We start from the raw sequence: 15,149 nt of genomic DNA, 5'->3' as shown, positions 1-15,149 counted from the left end.
CGCCGCAAACAGCGCTTCGTGAAAACACACAGCACTATCGCTTCTGGGGACTAAAAATCTTCACTCCGCTAACGCTACGTTTCCAGGATTTTCAGCGGTCGAACAGATAACCATTTGAATGAATACGGTTAGCCGATGGACAATTGTACGCGATAAAAGTTAGTAGCCTTTTTATTATCAGCGTAGCCCATTTTGTTTCTCCGTGGGCAAGCGCTCTGTCTCTTTTCGGCGGTAGTTAAAGCTTGATTGTTGAAATTTATTCACTAATCCAGTAATCCTCTCCATCTTTCTGTTGATAGTTGCGGTAAAGACGCTTTCTTCTGCAACGATGTTGATTTTTTTCCTAGCACGAGTGATTGCGGTATAAAGTAGCTCCTTGCTTAAAACAGGATTGACGGTTTCCGGCAGCACTATCAATACTTCTTCAAATTCAGAACCTTGGCTTTTGTGTACTGTCATGGCGAATACGGTTTCACAGGTCGGCATACGCGCTGGTAGATGTTTTTTGACCGCGCCATCAGCCCGTTGAAAAAACACCATTAGGTTGTCGTTTTGTTCGTGGTCTGGCAGGCAAATACCAATATCACCATTGTAAAGATGCAGGGTTGGATTGTTTTGCAGAATCATAACGGGACGACCTGGATACCAAAACGTTGTACCGTATTTGAGACGCAGTCCAAAAAGATCTTGTTCGACAGCCGTATTGATTTCCAAAGCCCCATTTTTACCATGACGGTTAGAACACAGCACTTGAAAGCTATTAAAGGCTTGATAAAGCATAGAAAATTTAGCTTTGGTATTGACTAATCTTAGGTATTCCTTGCGCTTATCCAATATATAAGGCATAAGCTGCTCTTGCTCAAGTAACTTTGTGGCATCATGGTTTGTCGATAAAATATCCCAAGCTGTCTCAAAATCCTGTTGATTGACCGCATCCGCCAGTTGTTTTATGCCCATCTCAAAACGGTACGAATGCTTTAATTCCACGGTGTTGTTAGGCAATGCCGCGATCAAATCGGCAAGTACCGCGCCTGATTCAACTGAAGCAAGTTGGTCTTTGTCGCCCAATAGAATTAATTTTGCCCCAGGTTTTAAGGCATCGACCAGTTTGCTCATCAGCGCGAGATCTACCATCGAAGCCTCATCGACTACCACGAGATCAAACACCAGAGGATTGTCCTTATCATGCCGGAAATAAGGCGATGGCGGTTGTGCGCCCAATAAGCGGTGCAAGGTGTTTGCAGTATGCGGTATATGGTTTTTGATGGTATCTGGGCAATTTAACTCAGCTAAATTTTGCGAGATAGCTTCTTGTAAGCGCATAGCCGCTTTTCCGGTAGGCGCAGCCAAGGCGATTAATAGCGGTTCGTCAGCCAGTTCTTGCAATACAGCCAGAATTTTACAGATGGTTGTAGTTTTGCCTGTGCCGGGACCGCCAGTGATGATGCAAAATGACTGTTGGGCGGCTAATTTTGCGGCTACACGTTGGTAGTTTGTTTCTGTATTAGTGGCAGGAAAATAGCGGTCAAGTAGGTAATCCAAGTTAACTACGGATTTACCTATTCGTGATAGCGTCTTGATTTGTCGGGCTAATCGGTCTTCATAATGCCAATAGCGTTGCAGGTATAGTCGATTTTTCTCGACGACTAAGGGGACTGTTTGGTAAGAACTTGTCGGATCTTCGCAGATAAGCCCAGAATCTAACAGTAAAGTTTTATCTGCATCACTGATTTCAATACAGCTATGACCTTGATGCTGTTGTTGAGAAAGCGTTGCCAATAGGGTTTCCAATGCCTTAAGCCTAGCAGCATCCAATGTTGTGCGTTGGCTGAGAAAGCTGGCAAAGGCCAGATCCAGGCGGCTAAAGATTTCTTCTTCGTTCGGCATTAACATAATCATACCAATCCCAATATATGTTTGTTTTTAAAACCTCTAAGGTCTTTCCTGTGCTTTCGTAAAAAAGAGGGTTGTCTACTGTCGATTATTTGGAGTGACAAACCTAGGTTTGTCACTCCGTATATCAATCAAGTTACAGATTTCACCCACTACCGATTATTTAATGCGATTACTTATTGTGATGGTGTTATTCCTTAAACACCGCAGTCAATGCTTCAAGGGTGGTCAAGTCTGGATTGTCCTGAAAAACCCCGCTCGTCGCCACGTCAGACTCCATGCCACGGACGAACAAATAGCGCACCCCGCCAAAATGCCTGGCAAAGCTGTAATCGGGTTGGCGATGTGTCAAATAGCGGTGCAATACGACGCAATAAAGCCAATACTGCAATCCGTAATTATGCTCCCGCATGGCTTGGATTAGCGTTTCGGCGTGGTAATCGGGCAGGCTGTTGGTTTTGTAATCCATCACATAATAGCGACCGCCATATTCGCAAATCAAGTCGATAAAGCCTGTCAGAAAGCCGCTCATTTGCTTATGGCTTAAGGGCTGGAATGTCAGTTGATTGCCCAAAATATGGTTAATTTTTTGAGTATTGAACGAAGGCGAGGATAAATAAAATGGCATTTCCTTCAGACATTGGGCTTCTGGTAGATTCATCAAACTAAACTGGGGATCGTTCAGTGCTAACGGCGTGGTCACTGTTTTGTGCAAAAGTTCGTCAATGACATCCGGCTGCTCTAGCCTTAAGCCATAGCGTTGGCAGGCTTTATCCCTTAATGCCGAAACATTTCGTTTGTTAGCCAGATCAATAAAGGGGATGTTTTCCAGCAATTCGTGGACGACATTGCCGGTATGTGCGCCAGATGGCAATGCGTCGATGATGTTGCTGGTCGAATATTGCTCTTCTCTTGCCTTATCATCCGGCAACTCAGGCGAATCCGACAAGCTAAGTGCAGACAATGCCGTGTAGCTGCTCATTTGCCAGTCCGTGTAGAATGAGCGTTGCCGTTTTTTTGCCTGCAACTTGTTGTGCTTTTCCGGTTGCTGGTAACTTCCAGCGATAGCGTCGGACGCTTCAAGTAAACGATAACCAAAAGCCTGTTCGTCCTGTTGTTGCAGGGAATGCAAAACAGCTTGCTGGCCGGAAAAATCTTGCTCGGCAAAATCCAGCAACCACGCCAACGCAGATTCATTGGCTTTATCTTCGGAACGGACGTTCGCCCATGCGACATAACAGCAGTATTTTGCACGGGTCAAAGCGACATAAGCCAAACGCAAATCCTCAGCGCGTTCTTCAAATTGGGCTTGGGCTTGATGCTTTTCCAGCTCGGCAGAACCCAAATCGACAATCAAACGGTTGCTATTGTCGCTTTTTGTGTCTGGAAAATGGCACACGACCAAGGGATTTTTACTATTGTTACGATATCCACCTTGCCACAGGTAAGGGCAAAAAACGACGGAATACTCCAATCCCTTAGCTCGGTGCATAGTGATAATTTTGACGGCATCGGCATCACGTTCTAATCGCAGTTGCTGATTTTCGGAACTGCCAGTGTTGCCTTGGGCTTTTGTTATTGCGGTCTTTAGCCAGTTCAAAGTTTTGTGGATACCTAAGCGTTCGTCAATAACGGCTTGCTGTAGTAACTCCAGTACATGCTGCAAATTGGTCAACCGCCGTTCTGCCAACATGGATTTAGATAACACGGATGCTATGTTTTCCAGCTTCATCAGGGATTGCATCATCGTCATCACCCCCGCTTGCTGCCAGCTTTGGTAATAACCTAAGTATCTAGCCAGGATGTTATCAATTTCGGATTCATTGTTGAGAGTTTGGTAAAGTGCCTGACCGTCATAGCCAAACCAGCTTAAAGCTAACGTTTGTCCTAGTAGGTTGATGTCGCCAGGATGCGCGACAGCTTGCAACAAGGTATACAAATGTCCGGCTTCTTCGGATGCAAATACGGACTCGGTGCTGTTCAATACCGATGGTACACCTGCCAAACGCAGCGTTTCCTGGTACTCCCTAGCGTGTTTATTGGCGCGTACCAGAATGGCAATGTCTTGGGGTTGCAGTAAGCGGTTCTTGGTATCGGGCTGGAATTGCAGCGTATAGTCGCCATTCAGCAATTCGACGATTTCATTGACGACGGCAATGCGGATGGCTTGTGCCGCATCGGAACGGTTCGCTTGCCAATGCCCCGACTTGCTGCCACTTTCCGGCAACTGCCAAAACATCATGGGTGCGACTGCCTTCCCGTTATGATGCATCGTGCCATCGTCTTCTGACTGGGCAGCTTGTGTAGGATTAAAAGCTATGTCTGGCAATAAGAAGGCTTGCTCCCGTTGGAACAAGCGATTAACGCCCGTCACCAAATGTGGGTGTGAACGCCAGTTGTTCCTGAGCGTATAGCGGTGCTGCGCCTGAGTTTGCGCTTCGAGGTAGGAATAAATATCTGCGCCACGGAATTTATAGATGGCCTGTTTGGGATCGCCGACTAGCACTAAATAATGGCTATCTACGGCAAAAACACTGGAAAAAATATGCCATTGGTTATTGTCGGTATCTTGGAACTCGTCGATTAACGCCGCATTGAAGCGTTGCCTGAGTTCGCCAATTAATTGCTGTGACCGTTCACCGCGCAATGCTTTTGCCAAGTGGGTGATTAAATTGTCGAACGACCACAGGTTGATTTGTTCTAGCTGTTTGTCCAGTTCAACGCGTAAAATTTCAAGCAAACTCCGGCGCAAGGCAACCGTGATTTGTAGTGCTTTTGCCGCGAAATCGTCAAATGGCTTGGTATCAAGATTTAATGAAGCCAAAAATTCAGTTTTCCGCTCATCGCTGGACTGAACTTTATTGCTTCTGAATTGAGTGCCATTCAGTCCTTCAAGCAACCCTTGATAAGTCAACAAGGATAAAGCCTCAGTACTTGGGAAGTGTAAGGTATTACCCTGCAACCACTCGCCTAATTCCCTGCAATGTCCTGTAAATCTATCTTGATAGCTGGCTTTGAAGGATTTTCCGGTGAACTGTGCATCTACCTTTTGGGTGCAATCCGACAGTTTAGTTTTCGCGTTATCCGACAATTGCCTCAATTTGTCTAAAGCCGTATCCAGCGATTGTTCGTCAGGATAAATCAGCGCATCGTCAGAAACATTATTTATGCTGCCCAATAAAGCATCCGGCGATTTGAGGTCTTTGGTCAATACCGCAATTTCCCAAGCCGCACGGTTTTGGACATGCCGCCGCCAGAAATCATCGGCACAGGCTTGTTTGATTATCGCCAGGTCGTCAGTCAATTCAGCATCAAACAGTTGCCCACTGGCAAGCGCATGTTCCCTGAGTACACGTTGGCAGAAACCGTGGATGGTAAAAATTCCCGCTTGGTCTATATCCAGCAATGCCAAGTCCAAGCGCCGCTTGATAAGCTCAGGCGGTAGATTGACCTGTGTCAGCCACGCATTTATCGTGCTATCTGTGGCATCAACATGGCCTGCCAAAGCTCGTTTGGCATCGGAGAGCCTGCTACGGATGCGGTCTTTGAGTTCTTCCGTTGCCGCTTTGGTAAACGTGACGACCAACACCTTATCAATAGCCACGTCCTGCTCGACCACCAAACGCAATACCAACATAGCAATGGCGTAGGTTTTCCCAGTACCAGCACTGGCTTCGATCAGGCTGGTGCCTTTGCGTAATTCGGTGTTTACAGGATCGAAGTCTTCAATAGCCATGAGTTGCTTCCCAAGCCGGTAGCAACAAGGTTTCACAATGTTGCTCGAATGTATTCGTCAGGATCAATTCCATATCAGCGACGTTACCATACAGTTGCCTGAGTTCGTGTTCACTCGCGTACGTTATCGCGGTGGACAAAGATTCCTTGGCTGCATCCATTGGCGACTTTACTGCCCTCTGTTTGTCCGTTTGCTTTAGATAAGCCAACGCCGCTTCTACGAAAAAAGAATTCGGTTGTTGCTGGCCTTGTCGGTAGATATCAATAAATTGCGGTAAATAGCTGGAATCGCAAATCTCAGGCGGAAACAGCAAATCTTCATCTGCACTTATTAAGTACGTTTTTTGTTTTTGCGATTGATTGATAAGCAAGTGCTGCAACCAAGCCGTAATAAAATCCTTACCTTTTAAATTAGCATAACGATAGTGCAAGCTGCCATTTTGGTAACGGTTACCCAGTTTGCCAACCAGCCGATAGCCGCCGATTTTCAGGTCAACAGCAAGGTCGTCCAAAGGCGTTCCTATGTCAGTAGCTTTTATGCGATCAACAAATTCCTGCATAGCAAGCTGATGTTGCCCGAATTCCACTTCACCAGCCGCACCGGACAGCCATAAGCCCTGCGCTTGCAGTTTTTTGAGCGACATCTCAGAATCGGTGAGTAACTTAAGCACCCAAAGTTGGTTAATGTCATACAGGCTGAGTTCACTGGTCGTGAAGGGTTCGCGTTCCTGCATTTCTGCGCTAATGCCCGTATAACGCAAGTGCAGTTGTTGCCGCATGAAATAACGCTGCGGATGCTGAAAAAATCGGAACAGATCGGCTAATTCAATGGCATCTTCCATTACCTCTTCTGGTCCAGTGTGGATTGCACCTTGCCACCACAAAACAGGTTCAGGCTTGGGTGCTGAGAAGGCTTTAGCGGTTTCGCAATCCGCTTCCGAAAAGCTGAACAAATCGCTAGTGCCATCAAAATAGCGTTTGCTGAACGGTTGTAATGGGTGGTGGGTAACCAATCCAGACAACTGATAATAATCCCTCAGTACATCCAGCAGTTCGGTAACGACGACTGAAGGAGCAATAGCTTCATTGTTGGCTTGCGATTGGCCGATATAAGTGATGATTAACTCTTGACGGGCAGAGAGTAAAACTTCCAGAAACTCATAGCGGTCATCCGCCCGGCGCGAGCGGTCACCTTTACGGAAGCTAAGTGCAATTAGGTCGAACGTCGGTTTGCGGTCAACTTTGGGGAATTCGCCTTCGTTAATACCCATCAAGGCGATGATCTTGAAAGGGAGGGAACGCATGGGCAGCATGGAGCAAAACGTCAGTTGCCCACGCAAAAAACCATTGGCGGATTTGCGTTCAGCGATCATGCCTTCCAACCATTGGATGATGACTTGCAACTCAACGGGATCGTTATGCACCTCCGCCAGAGTCCCTGATAATTCCAGCAACAACTCATTGAGTTGTTGGCGCTCTACCAGACTAACCTTCAAACCGGATTTGCTGAGTAATTGGTCGGCATAATAATAAAGCTGTGACCCCCAGGATTTAAGGGATTTAGCTTGTTTCAGTTCCGCTTTGGCCTGGAAAAGCAGTTGCAAAAAATCATGCAGTCCACCGAGCGCATCAGCCGATGAGCCTTCAATATGCTTATAAGGCAGGACATCATCGACAAATTCATCCTCATGCCCTACCGCATAACCCATCAGCATCCTGTCCAGTGTGGCTTGCCAGGTGTATTCGTTAAGTTCCGGTAGCCCCAGTTCCCGCTTATGTTGCCCAGATTGTCCCCAGCGTACGTTAGTATCCTGAACCCAGTGTTTAATCAACTCAAGATCATTTTCGCTTAGACCAAAGGTTGGGAAAACATCGGCACGCTCCAGAAGATCCAGCACAGATTGCCAACCCAAGCGGCTTTGGCTTAATTCCAGAAACCGTATGAAGGTATCCAGCGAACGGTTATCAAGCCGCAAGCTGCGGTCGGCGATAGCGTGTTGTATATCGCTGAACACGGCGGATATAAACGGCTCGTAAAGCTGAATGTCCGGTGCCATCACCGCAATATCACGCAGTTCTAATGTTGGGTCGTTTTCCAGCGCCTGTAGTAACTGGTTTCTCAGGATTTCAACTTCCCGTTTTCTGGAATGGCAGGCGTGTAAACTGATAGAGCCATCTTTTCCCAGGGTTTGACCTGAAACCGCATTATTTAGGATATCGTTCTGTAATTGCTGGAGGTTATTGGGTTTTGCGATTGTTTCAAAACTTTCCGGCTCAAAATCAAACTGCGTGAATTCCAGTAGCATTTCCTGAAACTCGCGGCCTTGTTGGCCTAGGCTTAACAGCAAAGGATGTCCGTTATAATCATCGTCAGTAGAAAGCTGCCGTTTGCTTGCCAGATCGGCCCAGAAAGTTTGTGCCGGATTCAGCAAATAAAGGTGAACATCGCAATGTTTCGAAAGGCTTTGTAGGTAGCTCAGAAACAACGGCGGCATGGTATTCACGCCAAACACAGAAATCCGTTCCGGTAACTGATGGCTTAATGAGCCTTCCGAGGAGTTGTTCAATTTGGCGATCACATCCAACCATAATTCGCCGCGATGTTTATTGCCAATTTGCCCGCTTAACTGGTGCCAGAGCGCTTTCTGCCAGCGTTCAACGTCAGTGTCGTGCAACAGCCGTCCGTTTTGCCATGCCGCCAGCAAATCAGGACGCATGATCTGGTATTGGTCGAAAATCTGCGCCAACTGTTGGGCTAATTGATAGCGTTTTAAGGCTTGATTCGCACCGGATAAATACTGCTTTAACGGTAAACAATCATCGTTTTCCAGATTGCGTAACAAAGCTTCCAACCGCCACAGTATCAGTCCGCGATCAAACGCTGCATCATTGACTTGACTATCTAACTGCCGGGCAATAAAACTGAAAAACTTTCCGGGAAATAAAAACTGGTAATTAGCCCACACATGAAATCGGCTTGCCAATTGTTGCGACAACCACCGTTCCATGCCCTGGCTTTGGATTAGGAATACTTCTTTGGCGAAAGGCGTACGTAACGGTGCATTGGAAATCACCGATACCAGATGCTCAACCAGATTTTCAGTTTTGTTGGAGCTGTGTAGAATAAACATACAGTTCTTTCAAAGTCGTGTGCCAAGCATTATCACCACAAGGTAAAACGTATTGCATATTGCTATTAGCAAAAAACTATAGACTATTCGGTAAGTTTTATAATTGGCGAAATCTTGATTTAAATTATGCTAAAAAATTATGTTAAATCTGGAATTATTAAAAATGATGCCGTGCTACTTAACCAATGAACACGGAGTGAAGTGGTTATTGTTTGCCAAACAACTTAGGTCCTGCTGGTTGTACTTTTCCCTGTAGGCATTCGTAAGCGGCAGCCTCGAATTTGATCCGTAAGGACTGCGGGTGCTCATGTTCTGTATTAAATTTCTCCGCTTCCTCATCAGTCAAGTCTTTCATAATAAAGGCAGAAATGCAGCCACAGGATTTAGTGATGCGGTCAGCATCGGCAATCTTGTTTGTCGAATTGTTCAGCTCCCTATCGACGCATTGCGCGGCAAAATCATGTTCGAATTTTTGTTTTTGGGAATTGTCGGCTTCAGGTGTCGGATCGGTCGGAGAATCAACGCTGATGTTTTTCTCTGTGGATGATTTTTCCTGGACGACAGATGTTGCTTCTTTAGGTTTCTCATCTGAACAAGCACCTAACGAAAGAGCGATTACGATGCTTATTAAACCAGAAATGAGATAATTTTTTTTAGGTGCTAGGGTTTTCATACAGTTATTAGATGTTGTTAGTGTTGTTAATCCATCACATTGTAAAATATAGCGTTCTAGCCTCTTTTTTTCTAACTGTTAAGGTTGTTTCAGAGAACGCAAAGTCCACTAAAGTGGAAGGTTCAAGGTACAAAATAGCATGACCAACAACTGTACCTTAAACCTGTCCATTAGCTTTATTTTTCAGTTACCCTTATATCAATTCGGCGGTTTTGTTGCCGACCTTCTGTGGTATCGTTACTGGCTACCGGATGTTCGCTGCCATAACCTTCTGCATCAATGCGATCTGCTTTAGTGCCTAGTTTGACTAAGGCTTTTTTCACAGCATTAGCTCGATTGTTGGACAGTTTTTTATTGGCGTTAGCTTTGCCGGTATTATCGGTGTAACCACCGATTTTGATTTTGACATTTGGAAAAGCTTTCAGAACTTCAGCGATATGGGTTATTTGCCCAGTCGATTCCGCTTTGATACTCGCTTTGTTGGTATCGAAAGTGATGCCGTCCATGGTAAACCATAGATCTTTGTTGATTGCCTCATTACCTTCAATAAAACCAACTAACTTACTTTCAAACCCGTCTTTTGCGGCTTTAATGACATAGCCGGTAGATAAGGTTTTCTCAAAGAAGTCGCTCACTTGCTCAACTATCGGAGCCGGAGCTTCAATTTTAGCAGGTTCAGGTATAGGTGCTGTGACGACTGGCTCTGCTGGCGGTGGATTGGAAGCCGGTGGAGTAACGGCTGGCGTAGATACCGTTGGTGTGATGGCTTCAACTTTCGGTTCAGGAGCGCTACAACTTTTGAGCAGCCCCCAAGCTAGCGCAAGTGCCGCCGCTAAGAGTATCCACGGAAGAATTTTTTTGCCTCCACCTGCATTTTCATCGAAAACTTCCGTAGCGCTTTGGGTGAATTCTTTGCCTTCGTCAATGATATGCGAACCAAATTTGCTGGCCGTTTCACCAAAGTCTTCAGCCACATTCTTGGCAGCGGTGAGACTTTCCTCAGCTACATCTCCAATCGTATCGCTTATATTATGCAGTGTATCAGTTACAGTCGCGGTTTTTGGGGCGGTATAACCAGAATCTATTGTATTAACTGCTTTATCGAAGTCACTAATAACATTATTGCTGGTGGTTGCTGTACCCGCTAACAGATCGCTAAGTCCCGCAGGAATAAGGTTTTTTAAAAAGCCACTTTGTTCACTCAGAAGGCTACCCAATCCGCTGGCAGTGTCCATATTTCCAATTTTAAGTTTTTTACCAATCAAACCGAGGGCAATCGGGGCAACAAAACCCAGTAGCTGGCTTGATGAGTTTTTACTAACCCCACTGGCGTTGGCGATCAGATTAGTGATGCCAGCGACCTTATCACCAAAGAGTGATGTCAATAAATTGCTACCTTCTGATAAAAATTTGGTGGTTTCCTCACCGCCACGAGATAAAGCACCCAGATTACTGAGTACACTGCCATCGTAGTTACCCTTAATCAGTAGGCTAAAAAGGTCAGTAAGACCTTTTGAATCGGTGCTTTTGTCGACCAGTCCAGCAAGTAAGGAAGGCAGCGCGGTGTGTAATGCAGATTCGGTATTTTTTGGTGATTCCCCAATAAATGAAGCGAGGTTTGAGACAACATCACCCGCTAGGTGTTCTTTTAATAGTTCTAATAGGTTGTTAGACATGCATGATCTCCTCAAAGGTTGGGTTGACACGGTCTAGTGATTAAGTGCCGACGAACAATTTACCAGTATCTGACTGTTTTGTTAATGAAAAAATAACAATGGACTGACAAAAAAGGGTTAATTGTCATTTTACGTAAGATTCACAGGGTTTATTCGTCAAGGAAGAAGTTGGTTTTTTGGGGATGTTATTTCGCTTTTACCAGATCATCAGGTTTTGCGTCCAAAAACCAGTCGGGCGGCATACCACATTCAGGAACATGGTTATGCGCCCAGATCGCTAGCTGTTGTAAAACGGGCAATAGATCAATGCCCTTGGCAGTCAAGAAATATTCATAGCGTAATGGCTTAAGCTGGTAGGGCTTTTTTTCTACGATGCCAGTTTCCTCTAAACGGCGCAGCCGATTAGCGAGAATATTGGTAGGAATGCCTTCTGGTGACGACTGAAAATCACCGTATTTGGTCTTATTCATGCACATATCACGCACCACTAACAGGCTCCACTTATCGCCAACAACGTCTAATGCTGTGGATAACGCGCATTCTGAGCGATAGTTGGGAGTGTTTACATTCATGGCTATTGATGAAGATTGATGATGATTGTTTGAATGAATTGTACGCTAGTCATTATGACTTCACAGTGCAGAAAAACCAAAATGCTTTCGCACGACAACAAAAACTAAACATTAACAAATCAAACATAGCAAATTGAATAAGTTGATAAAGGCAACGAATTAACGTATAAGCTAAAACGGTATTTTGCAGGTAATTAAAATGCACCCTTAATCAACTATCTGGAGTAAGGCTTATGTATTCAAAATTTAAGCGAAAATTATCTTTTCTTTCTTTCTTTCTTTCTTTCTTTCTAGCCACCACTGTAGTTTACGCAGCCGCTGGTCCTGCAATAAGTTCAACCCCAACAGCGAAGGCGTTTTATCGGGACACCAATATTTGGCCGATCAACCCAGCAACGCAAACTTACGACATCCCCATTTGTTATGAAAATCTCGTGCAGATTGCAGCCAATCCAGCATGGAATGCGCGACGGAAAGCCCTGCCGGGTCTGTTACAGACAACTTGGAGTAGATTTACTCGGCTTAGATTTTATGAATCTACTACGCCATAATGTCCTCCGATTTATCAAATACCGCTCCATACTGGTATCCGTGCCTTAGTTGAGCCTACAAAATCAGTTGTAACTGTTTCTGGTACACGAGCTTATTCACCTTATGTGCTGACGCTCGGTAATGAACTAAAAAACCGAAAAAATGGAGTAGTTTTGGATTTTTCAGCACCACTAGGTAGTCTTATTCGGAAAGTTTGCTCTAATAATGTAGACCTATGTATCAAACAGTCCATCATTCATGAATTTGGTCATGTCATCGGCATTTCTCATGAACAGAACCGTAGTGATGCTTGGCTAGGTGGCGGTTGTAACGATATCGCGGGCTTAAATGCAAAAAGGGATCCTCGATTTGGCATCGCAATGTCCGATGTGCTGATTGGCAATATCCGAATAGGCGATTACGATTTAGCTTCAATCATGAATTATTGTAAGAAAGATTACATAGGTACTTTAGCCCTAAGTGCTTACGATATCGCTGGCGCACAAATCTTCTACGGCACAACATGCCTTCTGTCGTGTCGCCCATTGGTCATACCGGCTACGTTGGTCATGGCATAAGAACAGTCGTACTCCCTACCGTCTACGAAAACGGTATCGCTTATAGCTATGTATTAAGGGAACCTCTAATAATCCCCTCTCCCTCTGGGAGAGGGCTAGGGTGAGGGATATAATTGCTTGATTTTATTACCCTCATTCCGGCCTTCTCCCAGAGGGAGAAGAAGTTTTTTGAATTTTTAGAGATTCCCTTAAGAGAAACTGGTCAAGATACTTCACCCAAAGACAATATTATCGATCCGGTATTTTCTGTTGCCAGTAAAAGAGTGCTAACTACAGCACAAAAACCGTCAATTTATGCATTAATTTATAATCCTTTGACGAAAACAATTAATGTTCCGACGTTTAAAAGAGTGCTTTATAACATGACTTATACTAACACCAATAGCGGACGGGTTAATTACATTGGGAAACTTACCTTAACAAAGCAAGCAAACGGTACTTTCATCATGGGAGGTGTTTACAGGTTAGGCGGAACCTACTCTAAAATCACCTATCAATAACTAAATACCAATTTGTATTCAATAATGTAGGCGCAATATGTAAAACCATTACGCCTATTTTTTATCAAGAAAATTGAATTAATACCGACTTTTAACGATTTCCACAATGAAACGTTAAGACATTAACTTTCGGAAATACTGTCTTAGTGTATTAATTAACTGAACTAGAGAAAACATTATGTTTTTACCTACACCAGAACCGGAAAATCCCTTTATGTCCTATATCTGGGTTGGCTTATCATTTTGTGCCTTTCTGACGGCAATCATTTTCTGTTTAAATAAACGTTTTCAGGATCGAATATTTTACCGCAAATATTGCTATTTTTGGTGGTGGTTAACAGGCATATTATGTTTAATTAGCATCGCTGTAGATAGATCACTAGGTAACTATTGTTTTTCTTCAGCACCTTTTATGAGTGCTAATTGTCATAAACCTCATTTTTTATTTTCGGCTTTTGCGTTGCTTCTATTGACGTTAGTTCCAGCAAAACTGCAAAACTTGTTCTTCAATGCACAAAAGTAGTACGGGTTGGGTATGCTTCCAGCCTGACGGGGCATGTTGCCTATCTCTCAATCACAACTCTTTGCCAGCAGTAATCATTTACTGTCTTTCACCCACGCGGGACGGGGTTTGCAACCCCTTCCCTAACGTTTTCGCAAAACTTAAATGACGTGGCTGCGATTAATCAACCTGAAACCTACAGACGGGGCAACATGCCCCGTCTCGCTGAATTATCCGCATTCCTAGTTTGAAAATTGGCACAATTCTTCAAAGCCCGTCAAGGCTTGGCTGGCGGAACGCACCGATAAAATCGAAGTGTTCTACCTGCCCAGTTACAGCCCTGAACTCAATCCCGAAGAGCGCTTAAACGCAGACCTCAAACAGGCCATCGGCAAGAAATTCGATTCGGCTAACGACAAAGTGCTGATGAAAATTAATATAAGCAACAGGTTAGCTAATATTTGATGATTGCAGTGTATTGTATTCACATTTACCTGCTAAAAACATTGTGCCGCTTTTGCATTTAGTCGTTCGTCAACTTAAAAACCAGCTTTCTATCATGGTCTGCGTACAGTTCCAATTGTGTTTCTGATACTTCATAACGCCAGACATTTTTTAAAAGCTCAAGATAGCTTTCTTCAGCAAGCGTGTTTTCCCTGCGACACAAAAAATAATCGAAAACACCTACTTTCCTGCGAATAGAGAAGACCCCCAAGGCTTCATCAACCATATGGTAAGTGCCTTGGTAAGTTCTACAGATTGTTGCGCCATTGAAATCGAATTGATTAGCATCAAATTGCAAGGTAAAGGCACTTAAGCCGGATTTTCCCAAGCCTGTCGCCGAGACCAGTTGCCATGTTTTGCCAAGCAGATTTTCCGGATTGGCTTTGGTTTTAGACAGAAGCTGGTATTGCAATAGAATTCCTTTGGATTCATTGAATAACGATAATACAGTTCCTTCAATTTTGTAGTGAGTGATACCCAAAAGCTTTATTGTATATTCATACTCTTGAGTACCTATACTCCCGGCACATCCTATTTGATGATTGCCGGTCTCCATAATCGTCAGTTGACTATCTGAATGTAGCTTATATCTGCCCCATCCATTTTTGCTACATTCATCTGATCCAGTGAGTTGTGTCCGATTAAGAAACTGTATTGTAATAATAGTGCCTTGCCACAGTTCTCGACCTTTAATTGATCTCAATACCCAACGAGTACCAAGTAGTGGGATTTCGTTTGCATGTCCCATTAACTGTCTGAGACCTTTGCACGACCTCAAGCCCCAAAATGGGTAAAATAAGCCTTTATTCAAGTTCGAGCAATAGCCTATGTCCTGGAAGAACCTAGCCCAAACC

General features: G+C 44.4%; 10 protein-coding genes and 1 pseudogene. 4 read left to right on the top strand and 7 right to left on the bottom strand.

Annotated elements, in window-relative coordinates; translation table 11 throughout:
• Window positions 1–177: 177 nt before the first annotated feature.
• The 6 genes from recD to ABL924_RS15545 all read right to left on the bottom strand — a co-directional run bounded on the left by recD (window position 178) and on the right by ABL924_RS15545 (window position 11,680).
• The gene (gene recD / locus ABL924_RS15570; RefSeq protein WP_349028016.1) at window positions 178–1,893 is read right to left on the bottom strand and encodes an exodeoxyribonuclease V subunit alpha; all 1,716 of its coding nucleotides are present in this window, start codon (window positions 1,891–1,893) and stop codon (window positions 178–180) included.
• 190 nt (window positions 1,894–2,083) lie between these two features.
• Complete coding sequence (gene recB, locus ABL924_RS15565; RefSeq protein ID WP_349028015.1) at window positions 2,084–5,629, bottom strand: exodeoxyribonuclease V subunit beta; 3,546 nt, start codon at window positions 5,627–5,629, stop codon at window positions 2,084–2,086.
• Window positions 5,619–8,759 (bottom strand): exodeoxyribonuclease V subunit gamma, encoded by a 3,141-nt coding sequence (gene recC / locus ABL924_RS15560; RefSeq protein WP_349028014.1) that lies wholly within the window; start codon window positions 8,757–8,759, stop codon window positions 5,619–5,621. The genes recB and recC overlap by 11 nt, the downstream gene beginning before the upstream one ends.
• Window positions 8,760–8,964: 205 nt before the next feature.
• Complete coding sequence (locus ABL924_RS15555; protein ID WP_349028013.1) at window positions 8,965–9,432, bottom strand: hypothetical protein; 468 nt, start codon at window positions 9,430–9,432, stop codon at window positions 8,965–8,967.
• Between the two features lie 176 nt (window positions 9,433–9,608).
• Window positions 9,609–11,108 carry a DUF937 domain-containing protein gene (locus tag ABL924_RS15550; RefSeq protein WP_349028012.1) on the bottom strand — a complete coding sequence of 500 codons (1,500 nt, stop codon included), beginning with the start codon at window positions 11,106–11,108 and terminating at the stop codon, window positions 9,609–9,611.
• Window positions 11,109–11,293: 185 nt separating this feature from the next.
• Complete coding sequence (locus tag ABL924_RS15545; RefSeq protein ID WP_349028011.1) at window positions 11,294–11,680, bottom strand: helix-turn-helix domain-containing protein; 387 nt, start codon at window positions 11,678–11,680, stop codon at window positions 11,294–11,296.
• A 704-nt stretch (window positions 11,681–12,384) separates the two neighbouring features.
• On the opposite strand from ABL924_RS15545, the gene ABL924_RS15540 reads away from it, so the two are divergent.
• From ABL924_RS15540 to ABL924_RS15525, 4 genes and pseudogenes are all read left to right on the top strand, one after another.
• On the top strand, window positions 12,385–12,789 hold the full coding sequence (locus ABL924_RS15540) for a M12 family metallopeptidase (RefSeq protein ID WP_349028010.1): 405 nt from the start codon (window positions 12,385–12,387) through the stop codon (window positions 12,787–12,789).
• A gap of 113 nt (window positions 12,790–12,902) precedes the next feature.
• Window positions 12,903–13,289: a hypothetical protein gene (locus ABL924_RS15535; protein ID WP_349028009.1), complete on the top strand. Its 387-nt coding sequence runs from the start codon at window positions 12,903–12,905 to the stop codon at window positions 13,287–13,289.
• Between the two features lie 178 nt (window positions 13,290–13,467).
• Entirely contained in the window at window positions 13,468–13,812 is a 345-nt protein-coding gene (locus ABL924_RS15530; RefSeq protein WP_349028008.1) for a hypothetical protein, read from the top strand.
• Window positions 13,813–14,058: 246 nt separating this feature from the next.
• Window positions 14,059–14,190 (top strand): annotated as a pseudogene (locus ABL924_RS15525) (transposase); the annotation flags it as partial.
• A 124-nt stretch (window positions 14,191–14,314) separates the two neighbouring features.
• On the opposite strand, the gene ABL924_RS15520 reads toward ABL924_RS15525, so the two are convergent.
• Window positions 14,315–15,149, bottom strand: an 835-nt coding sequence (locus tag ABL924_RS15520) for an META domain-containing protein (protein ID WP_349028007.1), incomplete at its 5' end; no start/stop codon positions are given.

The organism is Methyloglobulus sp. (assembly GCF_040079455.1).
GTDB lineage: Bacteria > Pseudomonadota > Gammaproteobacteria > Methylococcales > Methylomonadaceae > Methyloglobulus.
Note: the sequence above shows the minus strand (reverse complement) of the source record. Positions and strands in the feature narration are given on the sequence as shown.

What these genes read in the sequence shown, in the direction of transcription:
- recD (WP_349028016.1), bottom strand. Translation starts at nt 1,893, where the DNA reads ATGTTAATGCCGAACGAAGAAGAAATCTTTAGCCGCCTGGATCTGGCC.
- recB (WP_349028015.1), bottom strand. Translation starts at nt 5,629, where the DNA reads ATGGCTATTGAAGACTTCGATCCTGTAAACACCGAATTACGCAAAGGC.
- recC (WP_349028014.1), bottom strand. Translation starts at nt 8,759, where the DNA reads ATGTTTATTCTACACAGCTCCAACAAAACTGAAAATCTGGTTGAGCAT.
- ABL924_RS15555 (WP_349028013.1), bottom strand. Translation starts at nt 9,432, where the DNA reads ATGAAAACCCTAGCACCTAAAAAAAATTATCTCATTTCTGGTTTAATA.
- ABL924_RS15550 (WP_349028012.1), bottom strand. Translation starts at nt 11,108, where the DNA reads ATGTCTAACAACCTATTAGAACTATTAAAAGAACACCTAGCGGGTGAT.
- ABL924_RS15545 (WP_349028011.1), bottom strand. Translation starts at nt 11,680, where the DNA reads ATGAATGTAAACACTCCCAACTATCGCTCAGAATGCGCGTTATCCACA.
- ABL924_RS15530 (WP_349028008.1), top strand. Translation starts at nt 13,468, where the DNA reads ATGTTTTTACCTACACCAGAACCGGAAAATCCCTTTATGTCCTATATC.